The sequence below is a fragment of the Ignavibacteria bacterium genome, assembly GCA_036262055.1.
Lineage (GTDB): Bacteria > Bacteroidota > Ignavibacteria > Tepidaquicellales > Tepidaquicellaceae > DATAJP01.
Genome location: DATAJP010000003.1, coordinates 131,419 through 146,104 on the forward strand (window position 1 = coordinate 131,419; position 14,686 = coordinate 146,104).

The following is a 14,686-nucleotide window of genomic DNA, read 5'->3' on the forward strand; positions in this document are numbered from 1 at the left end:
ATTACTTATTAACCTTTCTGAAAAATTTATCATTGCTGTCAAACAATCTCTCCTCAATTTTATTTATAACAAAATTTAAATCATTTTGGGATGAAACAAAGTCAAGGTCATCAGTCTCGATTGTCATTGATTCTCCGGCTTTATAGCTGTTAATCCATTCCGAATAAGTTTCGTTAAGCTTTCCTATATACATTGGCTCGATATTTTGTTCAAAGTCACGTCCTCTGCGTTTAATTTGCTTCATAAGAGTATCGGTATTCGCTTTTAAATAAACAAGCAAATCGGGTGGTTTCAGATAAGACACCATTTCACCGAATAAATTATGATAATTCATATAGTCTCTTTCATTTAACCTTCCTAATTCATATAAGTTCTTTGCAAAGATTTCGACATCCTCATAAATGCTTCTATCCTGAACAACAGATTCGGGTCTGTTTAAAATTTCACGGTGTGTTCTGAAGCGGTGTGAAAGAAAATAAATCTGGAGATTAAACGACCAGCGGTGCATGTCGCCGTAAAAATCGGTAAGGTATGGGTTATCATGGACTGACTCATAATAGGGAATCCAATCGAATCTTTCTGCGAGTAGTTTAGTCAGGGATGATTTTCCCGAACCAATATTTCCTGCTATTGATACAAAATGTTTTTTTTTGATATTCATTATAACTTATGCACATAAAAAAACCGTCATAGTGAAAGAAAATATGACGGTTATAAATTTATGAAAAGGATAAAATGTTTTATGCTGTTACTTCTTCAGCGGTTTTTGCTTCAACAACAGGTTCTGAAACATTTTCAACTGTTTCATTTGCCTTAGGTGTCTCAGGCATTCCTGCAGCTTTTTCCTCTTCAACTAAAGCAAATAATTTTTTCTTTTCTTTGATTTTGGTAGCTGCCTTACCTGTTAAATTTCTGAGATAATATAATTTTGCTCTTCTTACACTTCCGTGTTTCAGAACTTCGATACCGCCGATTTTAGGTGAACTGAATGGAAATATTCTCTCAACACCGACACCATTGGAAATTTTTCTGACTCTGAAAGTCTTTCCTGCGCCGCCGCCTTTTATTCCCATTACTATGCCTTTGAACTGCTGAACTCTCTCTTTATCGCCTTCAATAACCTTAACTGAAACTGAAATTGTATCACCGGGATGAAAAACCGGCAAGTCATTCCTCATCTGAGCCGCCGTTATTAATTTTATTTTGTCCATTTTTGTTATCCTTTCCTTAAACTGTTATGATATGTTTTCTGTAAAAAATGTAATGACAAGATAGTGAATATAAAACTTTTATAAAATGCTAAAATTAACCTTTTTTGCTAATTTTATCGTATTTTTCGCGTGCTTTTTGCTCTCTCCATTCACGAATTTTTGCATGATTGCCGCTTAATAAAATATCGGGAACGCGATGTCCCTCATATTCTTCAGGACGGGTATATTGCGGAGCATCGAAAATCTCCTCAACCTGGAAAGAATCTGTTATGGCAGATTCGGAATCTCCTAAAACGCCGGGAATTAATCTTAAAACCGAATCAATAAAAACATATGCTGCAAGGTCTCCGCAGGAAATTACATAATTTCCGATTGAAATTTCTTTTGTAACAAGAACGTCAATCACTCTTTGGTCAATTCCTTTGTAATGCCCGCAGATGCAGATTATATTTTTCTGAAGTGAATAGTAATTTGCGGTTTTTTGTTCATAAATTTCCCCCTGCGGAGAGAAATAAATTATTTCGTCATAGTCACGTTCTGATTTAAGCTTGTTAACGCATTTGAAAATCGGTTCAGGTTTCAGAATCATTCCCGCCCCTCCGCCGTAAGGCGTATCATCAATTTGCTTGTAACTGCCTTCAGCATATTCACGGAGATTATGTATATGAATTTCCGCAAACTGTTTTTCAATTGCGCGGGAAGTAAGCCCGTGACTTAATGCACACTCAAGTATTTTAGTATTAGCACTTACTATATCGATTCGCATACAAATTGTAAATTTGTCATTCCAGCGAAGGCTGGAATCTAGACTAAAATGATTCTAATAAAACAATGTTTATTATCAAAAAATATTTTATAAAATTTTTTGATTGTATAAAGATATATACTTGTTAGCTGCTAGCCTGGATCCCAGCCTTCGCTGGGATGACATTTATAATTATTTTAGAATCTATATCAATCCTTCAATCATTTTAATATATATCCGTTTTGTTTTCTCATCAATCTTTTCTATAAACTCTTTTCGATAAGGGATATACTTATCTTCGTTCTTCATATCTTTTGTTTTTATTAAATCATCACCGCCGTAATTTTCAAATGCGGCAACTTTTCCCATCAATTCGTCTCCCGCATATACATCAAAATCGATAAGTTCATGAAAATAGTGCTGTCCTTTTGCGAGTTTTTTCTTTTTAGTTTCTTCTATTAAGACAAACTTATTTGCAAAACTCTGAACTTCGTTAATCGAATTATAATCTATCAGCTTCAGCTTAACATATTCGCCAATCATTTCCGAGTCATCAACATCAAAAATGAAAAAATCCTTATTCTTTATGAAAACTCTTTTTGATTCATCATAAAGATATAAGGATTTTAATTTTAAAAATCTTTCGGGAAAATCAGTAAGCGGGAAAATTTTCAAATAACCTTTTATTCCAAAAGGTTTCAGAATTTTTCCGATAGTTATAAACTTATTGTAATCAGGTTTAATCAGCTGCGTTCTTTATTGCTTCTGTCGGGTATCTCCAATATTGCACGTTTGCCGTCTTTTGCCGCAATTGCAGTAAGAAGTGTTCTTATTGCTTTTGCGGTCTTGCCTTCTTTTCCAATTACCTTGCCGGTTTCGTTGTCGGCAACGGTTAAGCGGAACTTCAGCTTCTCGTCGTCGTGCATTTCTTCAACTTTCACCGCATTAGGATTATCAACCAAATGCTTGGCAATGAATTCGATAAATTCCTTCATACACGGTACTCCTGTTATTGAGTTTAAAGAAAAAATCTTCAGGGTATTAAACTAATAACAAGATGTTGAGTCGCAAATCTAATCAGTATTAAGCAGCAGGTTGCTTTGCTTCAGCATCTCGTTTTGCCTTACTCTCTTTGCGTCTTATTTTACGCGCTTTAGCTCTATCAAGTTTTGCAGCTTTTTCTGAGAAGAATTTATTTAATTCTTCTTCTATTTGCTCTGATGTTTTTCCTTTTTTCTCGAGATGCCATCTTAAAATAACCCCCTCTTTACTAAATAAATTTCTTACCGTATCGGTAGGGATAGCACCCGTTTTGAGCCAATAGAGAACCCTGTCGGTGTTTAATTTTATTTCCATTGGGTCCGGATTCGGGTTATATGAACCGAGTGATTCGATGAATTTTCCGTCTCTCGGAGACCTTGAATCCGCTGCAACGATTTTGTAAATGGGCTTATGCTTTTTACCCATTCTTTTGAGTCTTAACTTAACCAATTAATTTATTCCTTTTGTTTATTATATTATTTTTTTTGTTATAATTAAATCTTAAAATTTGCGGGTATATTCATCTTTTTCATCATATTCGACATCTTACCTTTGCTGAAATTTTTCATCATCTTCTGCATATCTTCAAACTGCTTCACAACCCTGTTAACTTCCTGAATTGTGTTCCCGCTTCCGTTTGCAATTCTTCTTCTTCTCGAACCGTTTAACACATGAGGATTTTCTCTTTCCTTAATCGTCATTGAAAGAATTATTGCCTCTACTCTGGTCAATGCTGACTCATCAATCTCTTTTCCTTTGAGAGCATTTCCTGCTCCCGGAATCATTGCTACAAGACTTGAAAGCGAACCCATTTTTTTGATTTGCTTCAATTGATTTAAGAAATCATTGAAATCAAACTTATTTTTTCTGAGCTTTGCTTCAAGCTGTTCGGCTTCCTTAACGTCGATTTCATTCTGTGCTTTTTCAACAAATGAAACGATATCGCCTTTGCCGAGTATTCTGCTTGCCATTCTGTCGGGGTAGAACTGCTCAAGTGCTTCAAGCTTTTCTCCGACGCTGGCAAACTTTATCGGTTTATCGACAACTGCTTTGATTGATAACGCAGCACCGCCGCGTGTATCACCGTCTAACTTTGTAAGAACAACACCATTAAAATCAAGTTTATCATGAAAAGTCTTTGCGGTGTTAACTGCATCCTGACCTGTCATCGAATCAACGACGAATAAAATCTCAGAGGGTTTAACCTCGTTCTTAATCTTCGATACCTCGTTCATCATCTCTTCATCTATTGCCAGACGGCCTGCAGTATCGATGATGACCGTATCTCTTAAATTTTTTCTTGCGTGGTCAATCGAGTTCTTTGAAATCTTGACCGCATTTTTCTCATCGTCTTCAGAATAAACAGGAACATCGATTGACGTTCCGAGAATCTTCAACTGCTCGATAGCAGCAGGACGGTAAATATCGCATGCTACAAGTAGCGGGTTTTTACCTTTGCCTTTAAGATACTTAGCAAGCTTTGCAGAGAAAGTGGTTTTACCCGAACCCTGCAGACCAACGACCATAATAACTGAGGGAATTTCATTTCCGAAAACAATATCGGATTTTTCTGAACCGAGAAGCTTTATAAGCTCATCGTTAATGATTTTAACTATTAACTGACCCGGAGTTATGCTTGTAAGAACATTTTTTCCTAAAGAACGGACTTTTACGTCTTCTAAAAACTTGGTTACGACTTTATAATTAACGTCAGCATCAAAAAGGACTTTCCTTACTTCTCTCAGCGACTCATCGACATTTCTTTCAGTAATTTTTCCTTGACCGCGTATCTTTTTCATTACGCCTTCAAGTTTCAGTGATATATCTTCGAACATTTAAAAATTATTTACAATGTGATAAGAAAATAGCGAAAATCCTTTATTATTTCAATGAAATTAAATATTTTAAGGTTAAACCATTAAAATTCTGTAAAATTGTTAATTTGTGGTATTGATGAGGCGGGGAGGGGACCTTTGGCGGGACCTGTTGTTGCGAGCTGTGTGGTATTTGAGCACGGAACGAGGCGCATCCGCGGTGTTAAGGATTCTAAAAAGCTAAAAGCCGATGACCGCAAGGAACTAAGCGAAAAAATTAAGGAAAGATGTCTTGCCTATGCGATTTTTGAGATTGATAATTTTGAAATCGACACCATAAACATTCTCAAAGCTACAATGCGCGCGATGCATAGGTGCATTACACAACTCCAGATTAAACCGGATTTATATCTCATAGACGGAAATTATTTCAAGCTTGAAGATGGATTCGAGAAAACTTTGAATTACAAAACCATAATAGAAGGGGATGATAAGGAGTTTGCGATTTCTGCGGCTTCGATTTTAGCGAAAGTTCACAGAGATGAAATAATGGTTAAATATGATGCGGTTTACCCTGAATATAACTTTAAACAGCACAAAGGTTATGCAACCGAAGAGCATATCGAGAACGTGAAGAAATTCGGGATATGCGACATTCACCGCAAAACATTCTGCAGAAAATATTATGAGCTCATCCCGCTGTTTGTACAAGAATAGAACAGGCAAAACAGGTGAAGCAATCGCAAAGCGCTATCTGCTGAACAAAGGTCTGAAATTTCTCCACTCAAATTACCGCTTCGAAAAATCCGAAATAGATTTAATTTTCATTGATCAGGATAAAAAGCTGATTTTGTTTTTTGAAGTAAAAACCCGCCGCAACAAGAACTTCGGTGAGCCGGAGGAATCAATTAATAATCTCAAAATGGAACATCTTCGCAAAGCCGCAGAAGGATTTATAATGAACAATGAAAAGTATTCAGGATATGATTTACGATTTGATGTCATTACGATTATGATGGGAGAAGAAATTGTTATCGACCACATCGAGAATGCGTTTTGACTCGTGTGTCATCCTGAGCATAGCGAAGGATCCCATTGCAAAGGAATGGGGATTCTTTCCCAAAGGGATGGCTATGCCACACTTCGTTCAGAATGACATAATATTTTAATGACACTTGTTAAGTTTTTGTAACCACAAAATAATCAGTTGAAAATCCCCACCTTAATGAATATTTTTAGAAATATTTTTGTTTTCTCAAGTTAGTATCCGTAATTCCCACTTTTTTTAAAACCTCTTTTAACAAATAATAATTGGCAGAAGAAAAAAAATATAGCTCCTCATTAGACATTGATGATGAATTGATTGATGAAATACATCAGTTAATTGCGTCACGGTCGGATGCCATATTGAAAACAATTCTGACCGATTTATATAACTACGATATCGCTGTTCTTATCAATAATCTTAAAGAAGATGAGGATGCGGCTTATCTATTTTCATTGCTTGATGATGAAACGGCTTCGGAAGTAATTCTTGAAGTTTATGATGAACGAAGAGATTTTATAGTTGAACAGCTTGGCAAAGATAAAATTTCCGATTTAGTAGGGGAAATGCATTCCGATGATGCTGCCGACTTCGTTTCAGAACTTGAAGAAGATGTTGCCGAACAGGTTTTAACAGAGCTTGAGAAAGAGGATAAGGAAGATTCTGATGAAATCCGTGAACTCTTACGTTATGATGAGAATACCGCAGGCGGTATCATGGCAAAAGAGTTTATTGCTGTTAATCAACGATTGACTGTAGCTGAAGCAGTAAATATAGTTCAAGAAAAAGCGGAGGAAATAGACCAATTTTATAATCTTTTGGCTGTAGATGACAACGGTAAACTTACAGGAATTATTTCTTTAAAAAGATTAATTATTGCACTAAAAAATCCTGAGCAGATTTTGCTTCAGGTAATGAATCCCGATGTTATTTCGGTTGAAGCTGACGTTGACCAGCAGGAAGTTGCAAAAATAATGCAGAGCTATGACCTTGTCTCTCTGCCTGTTGTCGATGAGCAAGACCGTTTGATAGGGCGGATTAGTATCGATGACGTTATCGACGTCATAGAAGAAGAATTCACCGAAGACGTTGCAAAGATGACGGGTACCGATGCTGAAGAGCTTGAAAAGAAATCTCCGTTTGAAATTGCAAAGCTCCGTCTTCCCTGGATACTTGTAACATTAGGAATTGAAATCATTGCAATCTTTGTGATTAAATCCCATGATGCAATTCTTGAAAGAGTAATTCTGCTTGCAGCATTTATGCCGATAATCTCTGCGATATCGGGCAATACAGGTTTACAGACTGCAGCAATAATTGTTAGAGCTATTGACACCGGCTATGTGAATATTTCAACCTGGTGGAAACCTCTTGCAAAACAGATGAGTACGACTTTGATAATTGCATTCGTTGTGGGATGTTTAACCGGTCTGATTGGTTATATAATGATGGATGGAAATAAAAGCGCATTCGGACTGACAGTTGGAATTTCAATGTTTGTTTCCATAAACATTGCAGGTCTTATGGGCACATGTGTCCCGATGATTTCAAAGAGATTCGGACTCGACCCGGCAATTACATCAGGACCTTTTGAGACTGCATTTCAGGATGTTGTGGGCATAAGCATCTTTCTTTCAATCGCAACGTATATGTTATCACATTTAAACTGAATATAAAAGATGATAAGTAATTTAAGAAAACGATATGGTTATCTTGATATACCCGATATTACTAATCAATTGTTTCTGATTTTCTTAAGCTTGTTAGTCCTTATTTTCGATAAGAATATTCCTCAGGCATTTATAATTGTTTTATCGAATTTTGTTCTTATTGGGCTTATAAATTATGTTGTAAAAAAATACGAAGAGAAGAGTGATGAAGATAAGCTTAAGTATTCGTTTTTTAAGATTCTGCGGTATTTTTATCCTGTGTTCATGATTTTATTCTGCTTTAAAGAAGTATATGTTTTAATGTTCAGCATTTGGGGAAGAACAATATTTGATTCTTATCTCATTTCAATCGACAGGTGGATTTTTGGATTTGACCCGACTGTTTATCTCGCGCAATTTAATCATCCCGCCATGGTGGAGTTCTTTCAGATAATTTACTGGCTGTTTTATTTTATGCAATTATCATTTGTTATTATTCTTTATATAGCGCAGCGTTTTGCTGAGTATAAATATGCAATGTTTGTAGTCTTTTTTGGTTTTTATCTTTCATTTATCGGTTACCTTTTGGTTCCTGCTATAGGTCCGAGATTTACTTTGCACGACTTCAAAAAACTTGATGCCGAGCTTGAAGGAATGTTTATGTCAGAGAAATTGAGATTATTTATTAACAGCGGAGAATCAATTCCTGTTGATGTTCCTGATCCGGAAAATTATGCGCAGCGGGATGCGTTTCCTTCGGGTCATACGTTGATAGCATTACTGATTACTTATCTCGCTTTCCGTTTCCGGTCAAAATGGCGGTGGTGGTATTGTATTTATACCATCTTGATGATTTTTTCGACAGTTTATCTGCGCTATCACTACGTAATAGACCTTATAGCGGCTATACCATTTGCTGTTGTAACAATTCTTGTAGCGGAAAATATTTATAAAGGGAGGATTAACTTTAAAACCGGAGAAGCTATTAACTCGGCATAAATCTTAAGAATTCATTTTAGAAATGAGTTCCGCCATATTGATTGGCTTTGTGATGAAATCATTCATGCCTGCCTGTCTGCATCTTTCCTTTTCTTCTTCAAATGTATGAGCTGTCAATGCGATAATCTTAACGGGAGATTTAACGTTTGCCATTTCCCATTGTCTAATTTTTTGCGCAGCTTCATATCCGTTTAATATGGGCATCTGAATATCCATCAAGATGAGCTTAATGTCAGGGTCGGAAGTTGCTTTTTCAACGGCTGACTGCCCGTTACTTGCAGTAATAAAATCAAACCCCTGCTTAGTCAGCAGGCGTGACATTAACTTTAAGTTTATCGGATCGTCTTCTACAAGTAAAATTTTCATTCTGTTTATAAAAACTTTGCAGTTATTTCATCTGCGAGCGCATATCCTTTATCCGTCAGTCTCAAGTGCTCATTATTCAGCAAAGCGTATTCATTTTTTACGAGACTTCCAATGAATTCTTTATGAATTTCAAAAAAGCTTTCATTGAATTTTTCTTCGTAATCATTCAGGTTAATTCCTGAAGATCTGAGCGATAACATTATAAATTCAGATTTGTAAGTGAGTCCTTCGGATTTTTTTTCTTTCTCCAATTCATCCAAAGGAAGATTCTCTTCTGCAAGTAATTTGCAATATTCTGAAACATTTTTCACGTTATTTTTTCTTACCTTATTCAGATAAGAGTGTGCACCCGGACCTAGACCCAGATAATTTTCAAGTGTCCAATATTTTGAATTATGTTTGGCTTTAAACCCCGGTTTAGAATAGCTCGATACTTCATAATGCTCATAACCGCCATCAGATAAGTATTTGCTTAAGTTTAAATATAAATCAGATTCAGTCTCAGAGTCATTTTTAACAATTTTTTTATTCAGATAATCCTTATACAAAACGGTTCTTTCTTCGAATGTTAACGTATAGCAAGAAATGTGGGGAGTTTTATAAGCAATTATTTTATCCAGAGATTTTTTAACATCTGAAAATTTTTGTCCGGGAAGAGAGTATATTATATCTGCGCTTATGTTTTTAAAAACACCCATGCAATCTGAAAGAACTTTCTCGGCATCAGCACCTGTGTGATTCCGTGTAAGAAATTTTAAATCCTCATCATTGAATGATTGAATTCCCAAGCTAATGCGGTTGATGCCTGCAGATTTGTATTCGGAAATGTTTTTGTTTAATAAATCTTCGGGGTTTGCCTCAAGTGTAATCTCCGAATTTTCAGCAATTGAAAATTTATTTTTTATGAAAGTAATAATGCTTGAAATTTTTTCAGGGGATAGAAGGGAAGGAGTGCCTCCGCCGAAATATATGGAATCAAACTTTATATCTTTTAACTGCTCCGAATAAAGAAAAATTTCTTTTTCGAGAGCGGTTAAAAAATTATTGATTAACTTCAGATTTGTTGTGAAAAAGAAATCACAATAATTACATCGTTTTTCGCAAAAGGGAATATGTATGTAAATACCTGACATTCACGTAAATTCTTAATGAATGAACATTCCTATCCTATCCCAGCGGGTAGTCCCGAGCAATTTAAAGAAATCGCTGAATGGAATAGCAGGGTCCCAGCTCCAGTAAATCATTAATGCTTCACCGACGATGTTTTCAGTCGGCATAAAGCCCCAATATCTGCTGTCGAGTGAGTTATTGCGGTTATCACCCATCATAAACAAATAATCTCTCTGAACTTCATACTGACCATTCGGTAACTCCTGACCGTTAACAAAAACTTTATCTCCTCTTAACTGAATTTCATTTCCTTCTTTCATTACAAAATACTTCCACGTATCAAAATTCATAACATTAATTTCAATCATTTGTCCTTTTTTCGGAACGGTTATAGGTCCATAATTGTCTTCATTCCAACCCGAGCCCTTCGGGAAAATTCTGTAATTATCAAATCCCTTAGGTCTGGTTTGCGCATCGAAAATCGCATCAGGGGGATTTGGGAAAACCTGGTCATTAACGTACAAGGTTTTGTTTATAATTTGAATTTTATCACCCGGCAATCCGACACATCGTTTAATGTAATTAACTTGTTCGGGTGATTGAACCTGGTCTCTGTCTCCGGGAAAATCAAAGACAATTACATCCCCTAATTTAGGGTCTTTGAAACCCGGCAGCTTTATATAAGGAAGGCGAATGTCTGTAAAAGGGATATTTCTCGGAGTTGTTGCCCCATATGTAAACTTTGTTACGATAAGAAAATCTCCGACAAGCAATGTTTTTTCCATCGAACCGGTCGGAATTCTGTATGCTTCGAAAAGAAAAACTTTTATTATGAAAGCAACGATTGCAGCATATACGAGCGCATTAAAATACTCATTAACTTTTGATTTTTTCTGTGTTCCTTTTTTGCCGGCAGGTTTTTTATTTTTTGAAAACCTGTTCAATAAACTTTTTGGTTTATCTTTAGTCCCTGTCTTTGCTTTAACTTTTCCTTTATTTGTATTTTCCGGTTTATCTGCCAAAATAATTAATTTTAAATTTTAATTTTTCTCAATTTGTTTATAATATTATTTTTCAATTGAGAGAACAGCTAAAAACGCTTCTTGCGGTATTTCAACGGAACCGATTTGTTTCATCCGTTTTTTACCTTCTTTTTGTTTTTCAAGAAGCTTTCTCTTTCTTGATATATCGCCGCCGTAACATTTTGCGGTTACATTCTTGCGCATTGCGCTGATGGTTTCTCTCGAAACAATTTTGTTTCCTATTGCTGCTTGTATGGCAACTTCGAACATTTGTTTTGGTATAAGCTCTTTTAATTTACTGCAAAGCTTTCGTCCCCAATCATGCGCATTGCTTCTGTGGACTATTGACGAAAGGGCATCGACAGGGTCTCCGTTTAATAATATGTCGAGTTTTACCAAATCCGATTCTCTATAATCTATAAGCTCATAATCAAACGAAGCATAACCTCGTGTCGAAGATTTTAATTTATCAAAAAAATCAAATATGATTTCCCCCAATGGGAATTCGAACTGCAAATCAACTCTCTTAGCATCGATATAATGCGTCGTTTTATATATACCTCTGCGGTCATTTGCGAGTTTCATAATATTACCGATATAGTCTGTGGGAGTTATAATCTGTGCTTTTATATAAGGTTCTTCAATATATTCTATCTTTGCAGGATCAGGCATAAGAGACGGATTATCTACAATAAGAACTTCACCGTTAGTCTTATATACTTTATACTCAACATTGGGAACGGTTGTTACAATATTTAAACCGTATTCGCGTTCAAGCCGTTCCTGGATAATCTCAAGGTGAAGCATGCCTAAAAATCCGCATCTGAAACCAAATCCCAAAGCAATTGACGTTTCAGGTTCGTAAGTAAGCGAAGCATCGTTCAGCTTCAACTTAGATAGGGAATCACGAAGCGTTTCAAAGTCTTCGGTCATAGAAGGATAAATACCACTGAACACCATGGGCTTAACTTCTTTATAACCGGGCAATGGTTCCGTAATGGGTCTGTGATAATTATAAATCGTATCACCAACCTTACAATCATTTACGTCTTTCATTCCAGCGATAAGATATCCGACATTTCCCGATTCAAGCTTTCCGGTTTTCACACGTCCCATTTTAAGAACGCCGACTTCTTCTGCAATGAATGTTTTTCCGCTGAAATAAAAATTTACCTGGTCGCCTTCTTTAAGTTCTCCGTCAACAACTCTTATGTATGTAACAACACCGCGGTAAATATCAAAAATGGAATCGAATATTAATGCTCTCAAAGGAGCTTCCTTATGTATTTTTGGTGCAGGTATTCTTTTGACAATAGCTTCAAGTATTTCTCCGGTTCCTGTTCCTACTTTTGCGCTTGCATGAATAATATCTTCTTTTTTCCCTCCTATTAATTCAAGAATCTGTTCGCTAACCTCATCAACCATAGCGCTCGGAAGGTCTATTTTATTAAGAACAGGAATTATTTCCAGACCGTTTTCAATTGCAAGATACAGATTGCTTATTGTCTGAGCTTCTATTCCCTGAGTGGAGTCAACCACAAGCAATGCTCCTTCACAGGCAGCAAGAGAACGCGATACTTCATAAGAAAAATCTACGTGCCCGGGAGTGTCAATTAAATTAAGCGTATATTCTTCGCCGTCCTTTGCTTTATATTTCATCTGGATGGCGTGGAGTTTTATGGTAATTCCGCGTTCCTGTTCGAGGTCCATATTATCAAGGACCTGCTTGGTCATATTTCTGGATTCTATAGTTCCTGTAGTTTCGAGTAGTCGGTCGGCGAGTGTAGATTTCCCATGGTCAATATGGGCAATAATGCAAAAATTTCGTAAGGTTGATTTGCTCAATTATATATTTATAAGTTTTTCCCGGTATTAATAAATATCCGCAATATTTTATCATAACCACTAAATTGATTAATAAGTGGCAGAACTACAAAGATACTCAAAATTAAAAAAAAAGTGGATTCCAAAATAAAGTTAAATTAAGAATTTAACCTTTTTTAAAATCCACAAATAAATGTCGAATTAAAATCCCGGTTTTATAAATCCGAGATTCAAAATCCGAAATTCCAAATTAAAGATTATGCCTTAGTTTTTCTTGAAGCTCTTATTTCCTGAATTTCTTTTCTGATTTCAGAAGCAGCTTTTTTAAGGTCATTTAAAGACTTTCTTAATCTCGTTCCGGCAGCATTTTGCTCCTTCGTATAAAACTTTTCAGTATCGGATTTCATTGCATCAATAATTTCCTGTAATTTTGAGAATTTGTCCATTTTGTTCTCCTTCTTGGATTTTTTTGGTTTAGTTTTTTGGTATAATAGAGGTTAAGTCATTTAAATAAGGAATAGAAAAAATTATTGTAAAACCCCATGCTGTAAATGCAAGCCCGAAAACAACAAGCAATGAAATAATTGTGTAATTCTGCCAAGTTTTTAATTTGTAATCACGAAAAATTCCCCAAACACCATTTAAACCGTGATACATTGCTAAAACTATAAAAGTAAGGTCAATAATTCTATACCACGAAAACTGCATCCTTGAAAGAACTGCTTCATAAGTATGTCCCGAATCGGGATGATAATGCATCAAAATATAGTGACCTATCATAAAGATTACAAGCGCAATTCCTGTTATTCTTTGCATAACCCAGCTTTTTGAGCCGGTATTTTTCGAAGCTGTATATTTATACATTTAAATGTTAGTCCTGTAGTCGAATCCGTTAGGATTCTTGAAAATCTAAACTATTTTGCTAAAATTCCCATTTCGTATGAGAACATTACAAATCCCATAGCAAGAAATAAAATCACACCAATTATCCAGCAGATTGCATAAAGCGATTTGTGATAACGCGCTCCGTCAGCCCAGTCAACAATTACGATTCTGATTCCATTTAAAGAATGAAATAATACGAATGCAAATAAGAACCATTCGAGAGCCATAAAAATCGGTGTTGTAAAAGTTTGCATTTTGGCATCGAAAGCTGCTTTGCCTTCTGTGAGAGGACTGAGTGAATAAATGTGAAGAAACAGATAACCGATTAGCGCAATACCGGTAATTCTATGTAGAATCCAAGCCCAACTTCCCGAATCTTTTTTATAGCTTAAATTTTCACTTACCCAATTTTTTTGGTCGAATGTTTTTATCTTTTTTTCGTTTTCAAGCTGGGAATCTACTGTCTGCATTTCTAAACTTTGAATATTGTTAAAAATTATCAAATTTTGATAAAAAATACAATTTAAATATTTAAAGTGAGAAATAATTAATTTATCCCTTATTTGGGACAAAAATATTAAAACTAATTAAAATTAATAAATTTTTAATGTTCCTGATTCGATGTGCTTTTATCAATTGAGGATAAAATCTGTGTGATTATGAATAAAGCAATACCGGCATAAACCAAAAAATACGCTTCGGTGCTTGCATCTTCAGAAGGTGTTGAAGATAAAATAACCTCATAAATACCCCAAAACATTCCTCCGATAAAAGCAAAAATAGATATAAAAGTAAGGAATTTATAAACCGGTTTAGTTGACTTTGTAGTGCCTACATAATCGGAATATGCGTCATGAAAACTATCTTCGTGTGTGTTAATTTCAAAATCGAAAAGTTTGTATCCGCAAACAGGGCATTCATCACTGTCAACGTCAACTTTTTCTTTACAATTTGGGCAGGTTACTAATGACATTA

The 14,686-nt window shown here is 35.5% G+C and carries 18 protein-coding genes and 1 pseudogene; 4 read left to right on the plus strand and 15 right to left on the minus strand.

Annotation, left to right across the window (positions count from 1 at the left end; all coding sequences use genetic code 11):
* Nucleotide 1 precedes the first annotated feature (1 nt).
* From VHP32_07660 to ffh, 7 genes and pseudogenes are all read right to left on the minus strand, one after another.
* Nucleotides 2–661: a deoxynucleoside kinase gene (locus VHP32_07660; protein HEX2787766.1), complete on the minus strand. Its 660-nt coding sequence runs from the start codon at nt 659–661 to the stop codon at nt 2–4.
* A gap of 208 nt (nt 662–869) precedes the next feature.
* Nucleotides 870–1,211 (minus strand): annotated as a pseudogene (gene rplS, locus VHP32_07665) (50S ribosomal protein L19).
* A 94-nt stretch (nt 1,212–1,305) separates the two neighbouring features.
* Nucleotides 1,306–1,977: a tRNA (guanosine(37)-N1)-methyltransferase TrmD gene (gene trmD, locus VHP32_07670; GenBank protein ID HEX2787767.1), complete on the minus strand. Its 672-nt coding sequence runs from the start codon at nt 1,975–1,977 to the stop codon at nt 1,306–1,308.
* A gap of 183 nt (nt 1,978–2,160) precedes the next feature.
* Nucleotides 2,161–2,703 carry a ribosome maturation factor RimM gene (gene rimM, locus VHP32_07675; protein HEX2787768.1) on the minus strand — a complete coding sequence of 181 codons (543 nt, stop codon included), beginning with the start codon at nt 2,701–2,703 and terminating at the stop codon, nt 2,161–2,163.
* Nucleotides 2,700–2,951 (minus strand): KH domain-containing protein, encoded by a 252-nt coding sequence (locus VHP32_07680; protein ID HEX2787769.1) that lies wholly within the window; start codon nt 2,949–2,951, stop codon nt 2,700–2,702. Before VHP32_07680 ends, rimM begins: the two co-directional genes overlap by 4 nt.
* An 88-nt stretch (nt 2,952–3,039) precedes the next feature.
* Nucleotides 3,040–3,447 carry a 30S ribosomal protein S16 gene (gene rpsP / locus VHP32_07685; protein ID HEX2787770.1) on the minus strand — a complete coding sequence of 136 codons (408 nt, stop codon included), beginning with the start codon at nt 3,445–3,447 and terminating at the stop codon, nt 3,040–3,042.
* A gap of 44 nt (nt 3,448–3,491) precedes the next feature.
* Complete coding sequence (ffh, locus tag VHP32_07690; protein ID HEX2787771.1) at nt 3,492–4,832, minus strand: signal recognition particle protein; 1,341 nt, start codon at nt 4,830–4,832, stop codon at nt 3,492–3,494.
* A 99-nt stretch (nt 4,833–4,931) separates the two neighbouring features.
* Between ffh and VHP32_07695 the strand changes: the two genes are divergently transcribed.
* The 4 genes from VHP32_07695 (at nt 4,932) to VHP32_07710 (ending at nt 8,504) form a co-directional block, all read left to right on the plus strand.
* Nucleotides 4,932–5,528 carry a ribonuclease HII gene (locus tag VHP32_07695; protein HEX2787772.1) on the plus strand — a complete coding sequence of 199 codons (597 nt, stop codon included), beginning with the start codon at nt 4,932–4,934 and terminating at the stop codon, nt 5,526–5,528.
* A complete protein-coding gene (locus VHP32_07700; GenBank protein HEX2787773.1) occupies nt 5,515–5,871 on the plus strand; it encodes a YraN family protein in 357 nt (118 codons plus the stop codon). Before VHP32_07695 ends, VHP32_07700 begins: the two co-directional genes overlap by 14 nt.
* 251 nt (nt 5,872–6,122) lie before the next feature.
* Nucleotides 6,123–7,526 carry a magnesium transporter gene (mgtE, locus tag VHP32_07705; protein HEX2787774.1) on the plus strand — a complete coding sequence of 468 codons (1,404 nt, stop codon included), beginning with the start codon at nt 6,123–6,125 and terminating at the stop codon, nt 7,524–7,526.
* 9 nt (nt 7,527–7,535) lie between these two features.
* Entirely contained in the window at nt 7,536–8,504 is a 969-nt protein-coding gene (locus VHP32_07710) for a phosphatase PAP2 family protein (GenBank protein HEX2787775.1), read from the plus strand.
* 3 nt (nt 8,505–8,507) lie between these two features.
* Here the strand turns inward: VHP32_07710 and VHP32_07715 are convergent, their stop codons facing one another.
* The 8 genes from VHP32_07715 to VHP32_07750 all read right to left on the minus strand — a co-directional run bounded on the left by VHP32_07715 (nt 8,508) and on the right by VHP32_07750 (nt 14,684).
* Entirely contained in the window at nt 8,508–8,870 is a 363-nt protein-coding gene (locus VHP32_07715) for a response regulator (protein ID HEX2787776.1), read from the minus strand.
* A 5-nt stretch (nt 8,871–8,875) separates the two neighbouring features.
* Complete coding sequence (gene hemW / locus VHP32_07720; GenBank protein ID HEX2787777.1) at nt 8,876–10,003, minus strand: radical SAM family heme chaperone HemW; 1,128 nt, start codon at nt 10,001–10,003, stop codon at nt 8,876–8,878.
* 12 nt (nt 10,004–10,015) lie between these two features.
* Nucleotides 10,016–11,002 carry a signal peptidase I gene (gene lepB, locus VHP32_07725; GenBank protein ID HEX2787778.1) on the minus strand — a complete coding sequence of 329 codons (987 nt, stop codon included), beginning with the start codon at nt 11,000–11,002 and terminating at the stop codon, nt 10,016–10,018.
* A gap of 45 nt (nt 11,003–11,047) precedes the next feature.
* A complete protein-coding gene (gene lepA, locus VHP32_07730; GenBank protein ID HEX2787779.1) occupies nt 11,048–12,847 on the minus strand; it encodes a translation elongation factor 4 in 1,800 nt (599 codons plus the stop codon).
* 236 nt (nt 12,848–13,083) lie between these two features.
* On the minus strand, nt 13,084–13,272 hold the full coding sequence (locus VHP32_07735) for a histone H1 (protein ID HEX2787780.1): 189 nt from the start codon (nt 13,270–13,272) through the stop codon (nt 13,084–13,086).
* Nucleotides 13,273–13,300: 28 nt separating this feature from the next.
* Complete coding sequence (gene sdhD, locus VHP32_07740) at nt 13,301–13,690, minus strand: succinate dehydrogenase, hydrophobic membrane anchor protein (GenBank protein HEX2787781.1); 390 nt, start codon at nt 13,688–13,690, stop codon at nt 13,301–13,303.
* Between the two features lie 50 nt (nt 13,691–13,740).
* Nucleotides 13,741–14,181, minus strand: coding sequence for a succinate dehydrogenase, cytochrome b556 subunit (gene sdhC / locus VHP32_07745; GenBank protein ID HEX2787782.1), 441 nt, complete (start codon nt 14,179–14,181; stop codon nt 13,741–13,743).
* Nucleotides 14,182–14,315: 134 nt separating this feature from the next.
* Nucleotides 14,316–14,684: a hypothetical protein gene (locus tag VHP32_07750; GenBank protein HEX2787783.1), complete on the minus strand. Its 369-nt coding sequence runs from the start codon at nt 14,682–14,684 to the stop codon at nt 14,316–14,318.
* Nucleotides 14,685–14,686: the final 2 nt, after the last annotated feature.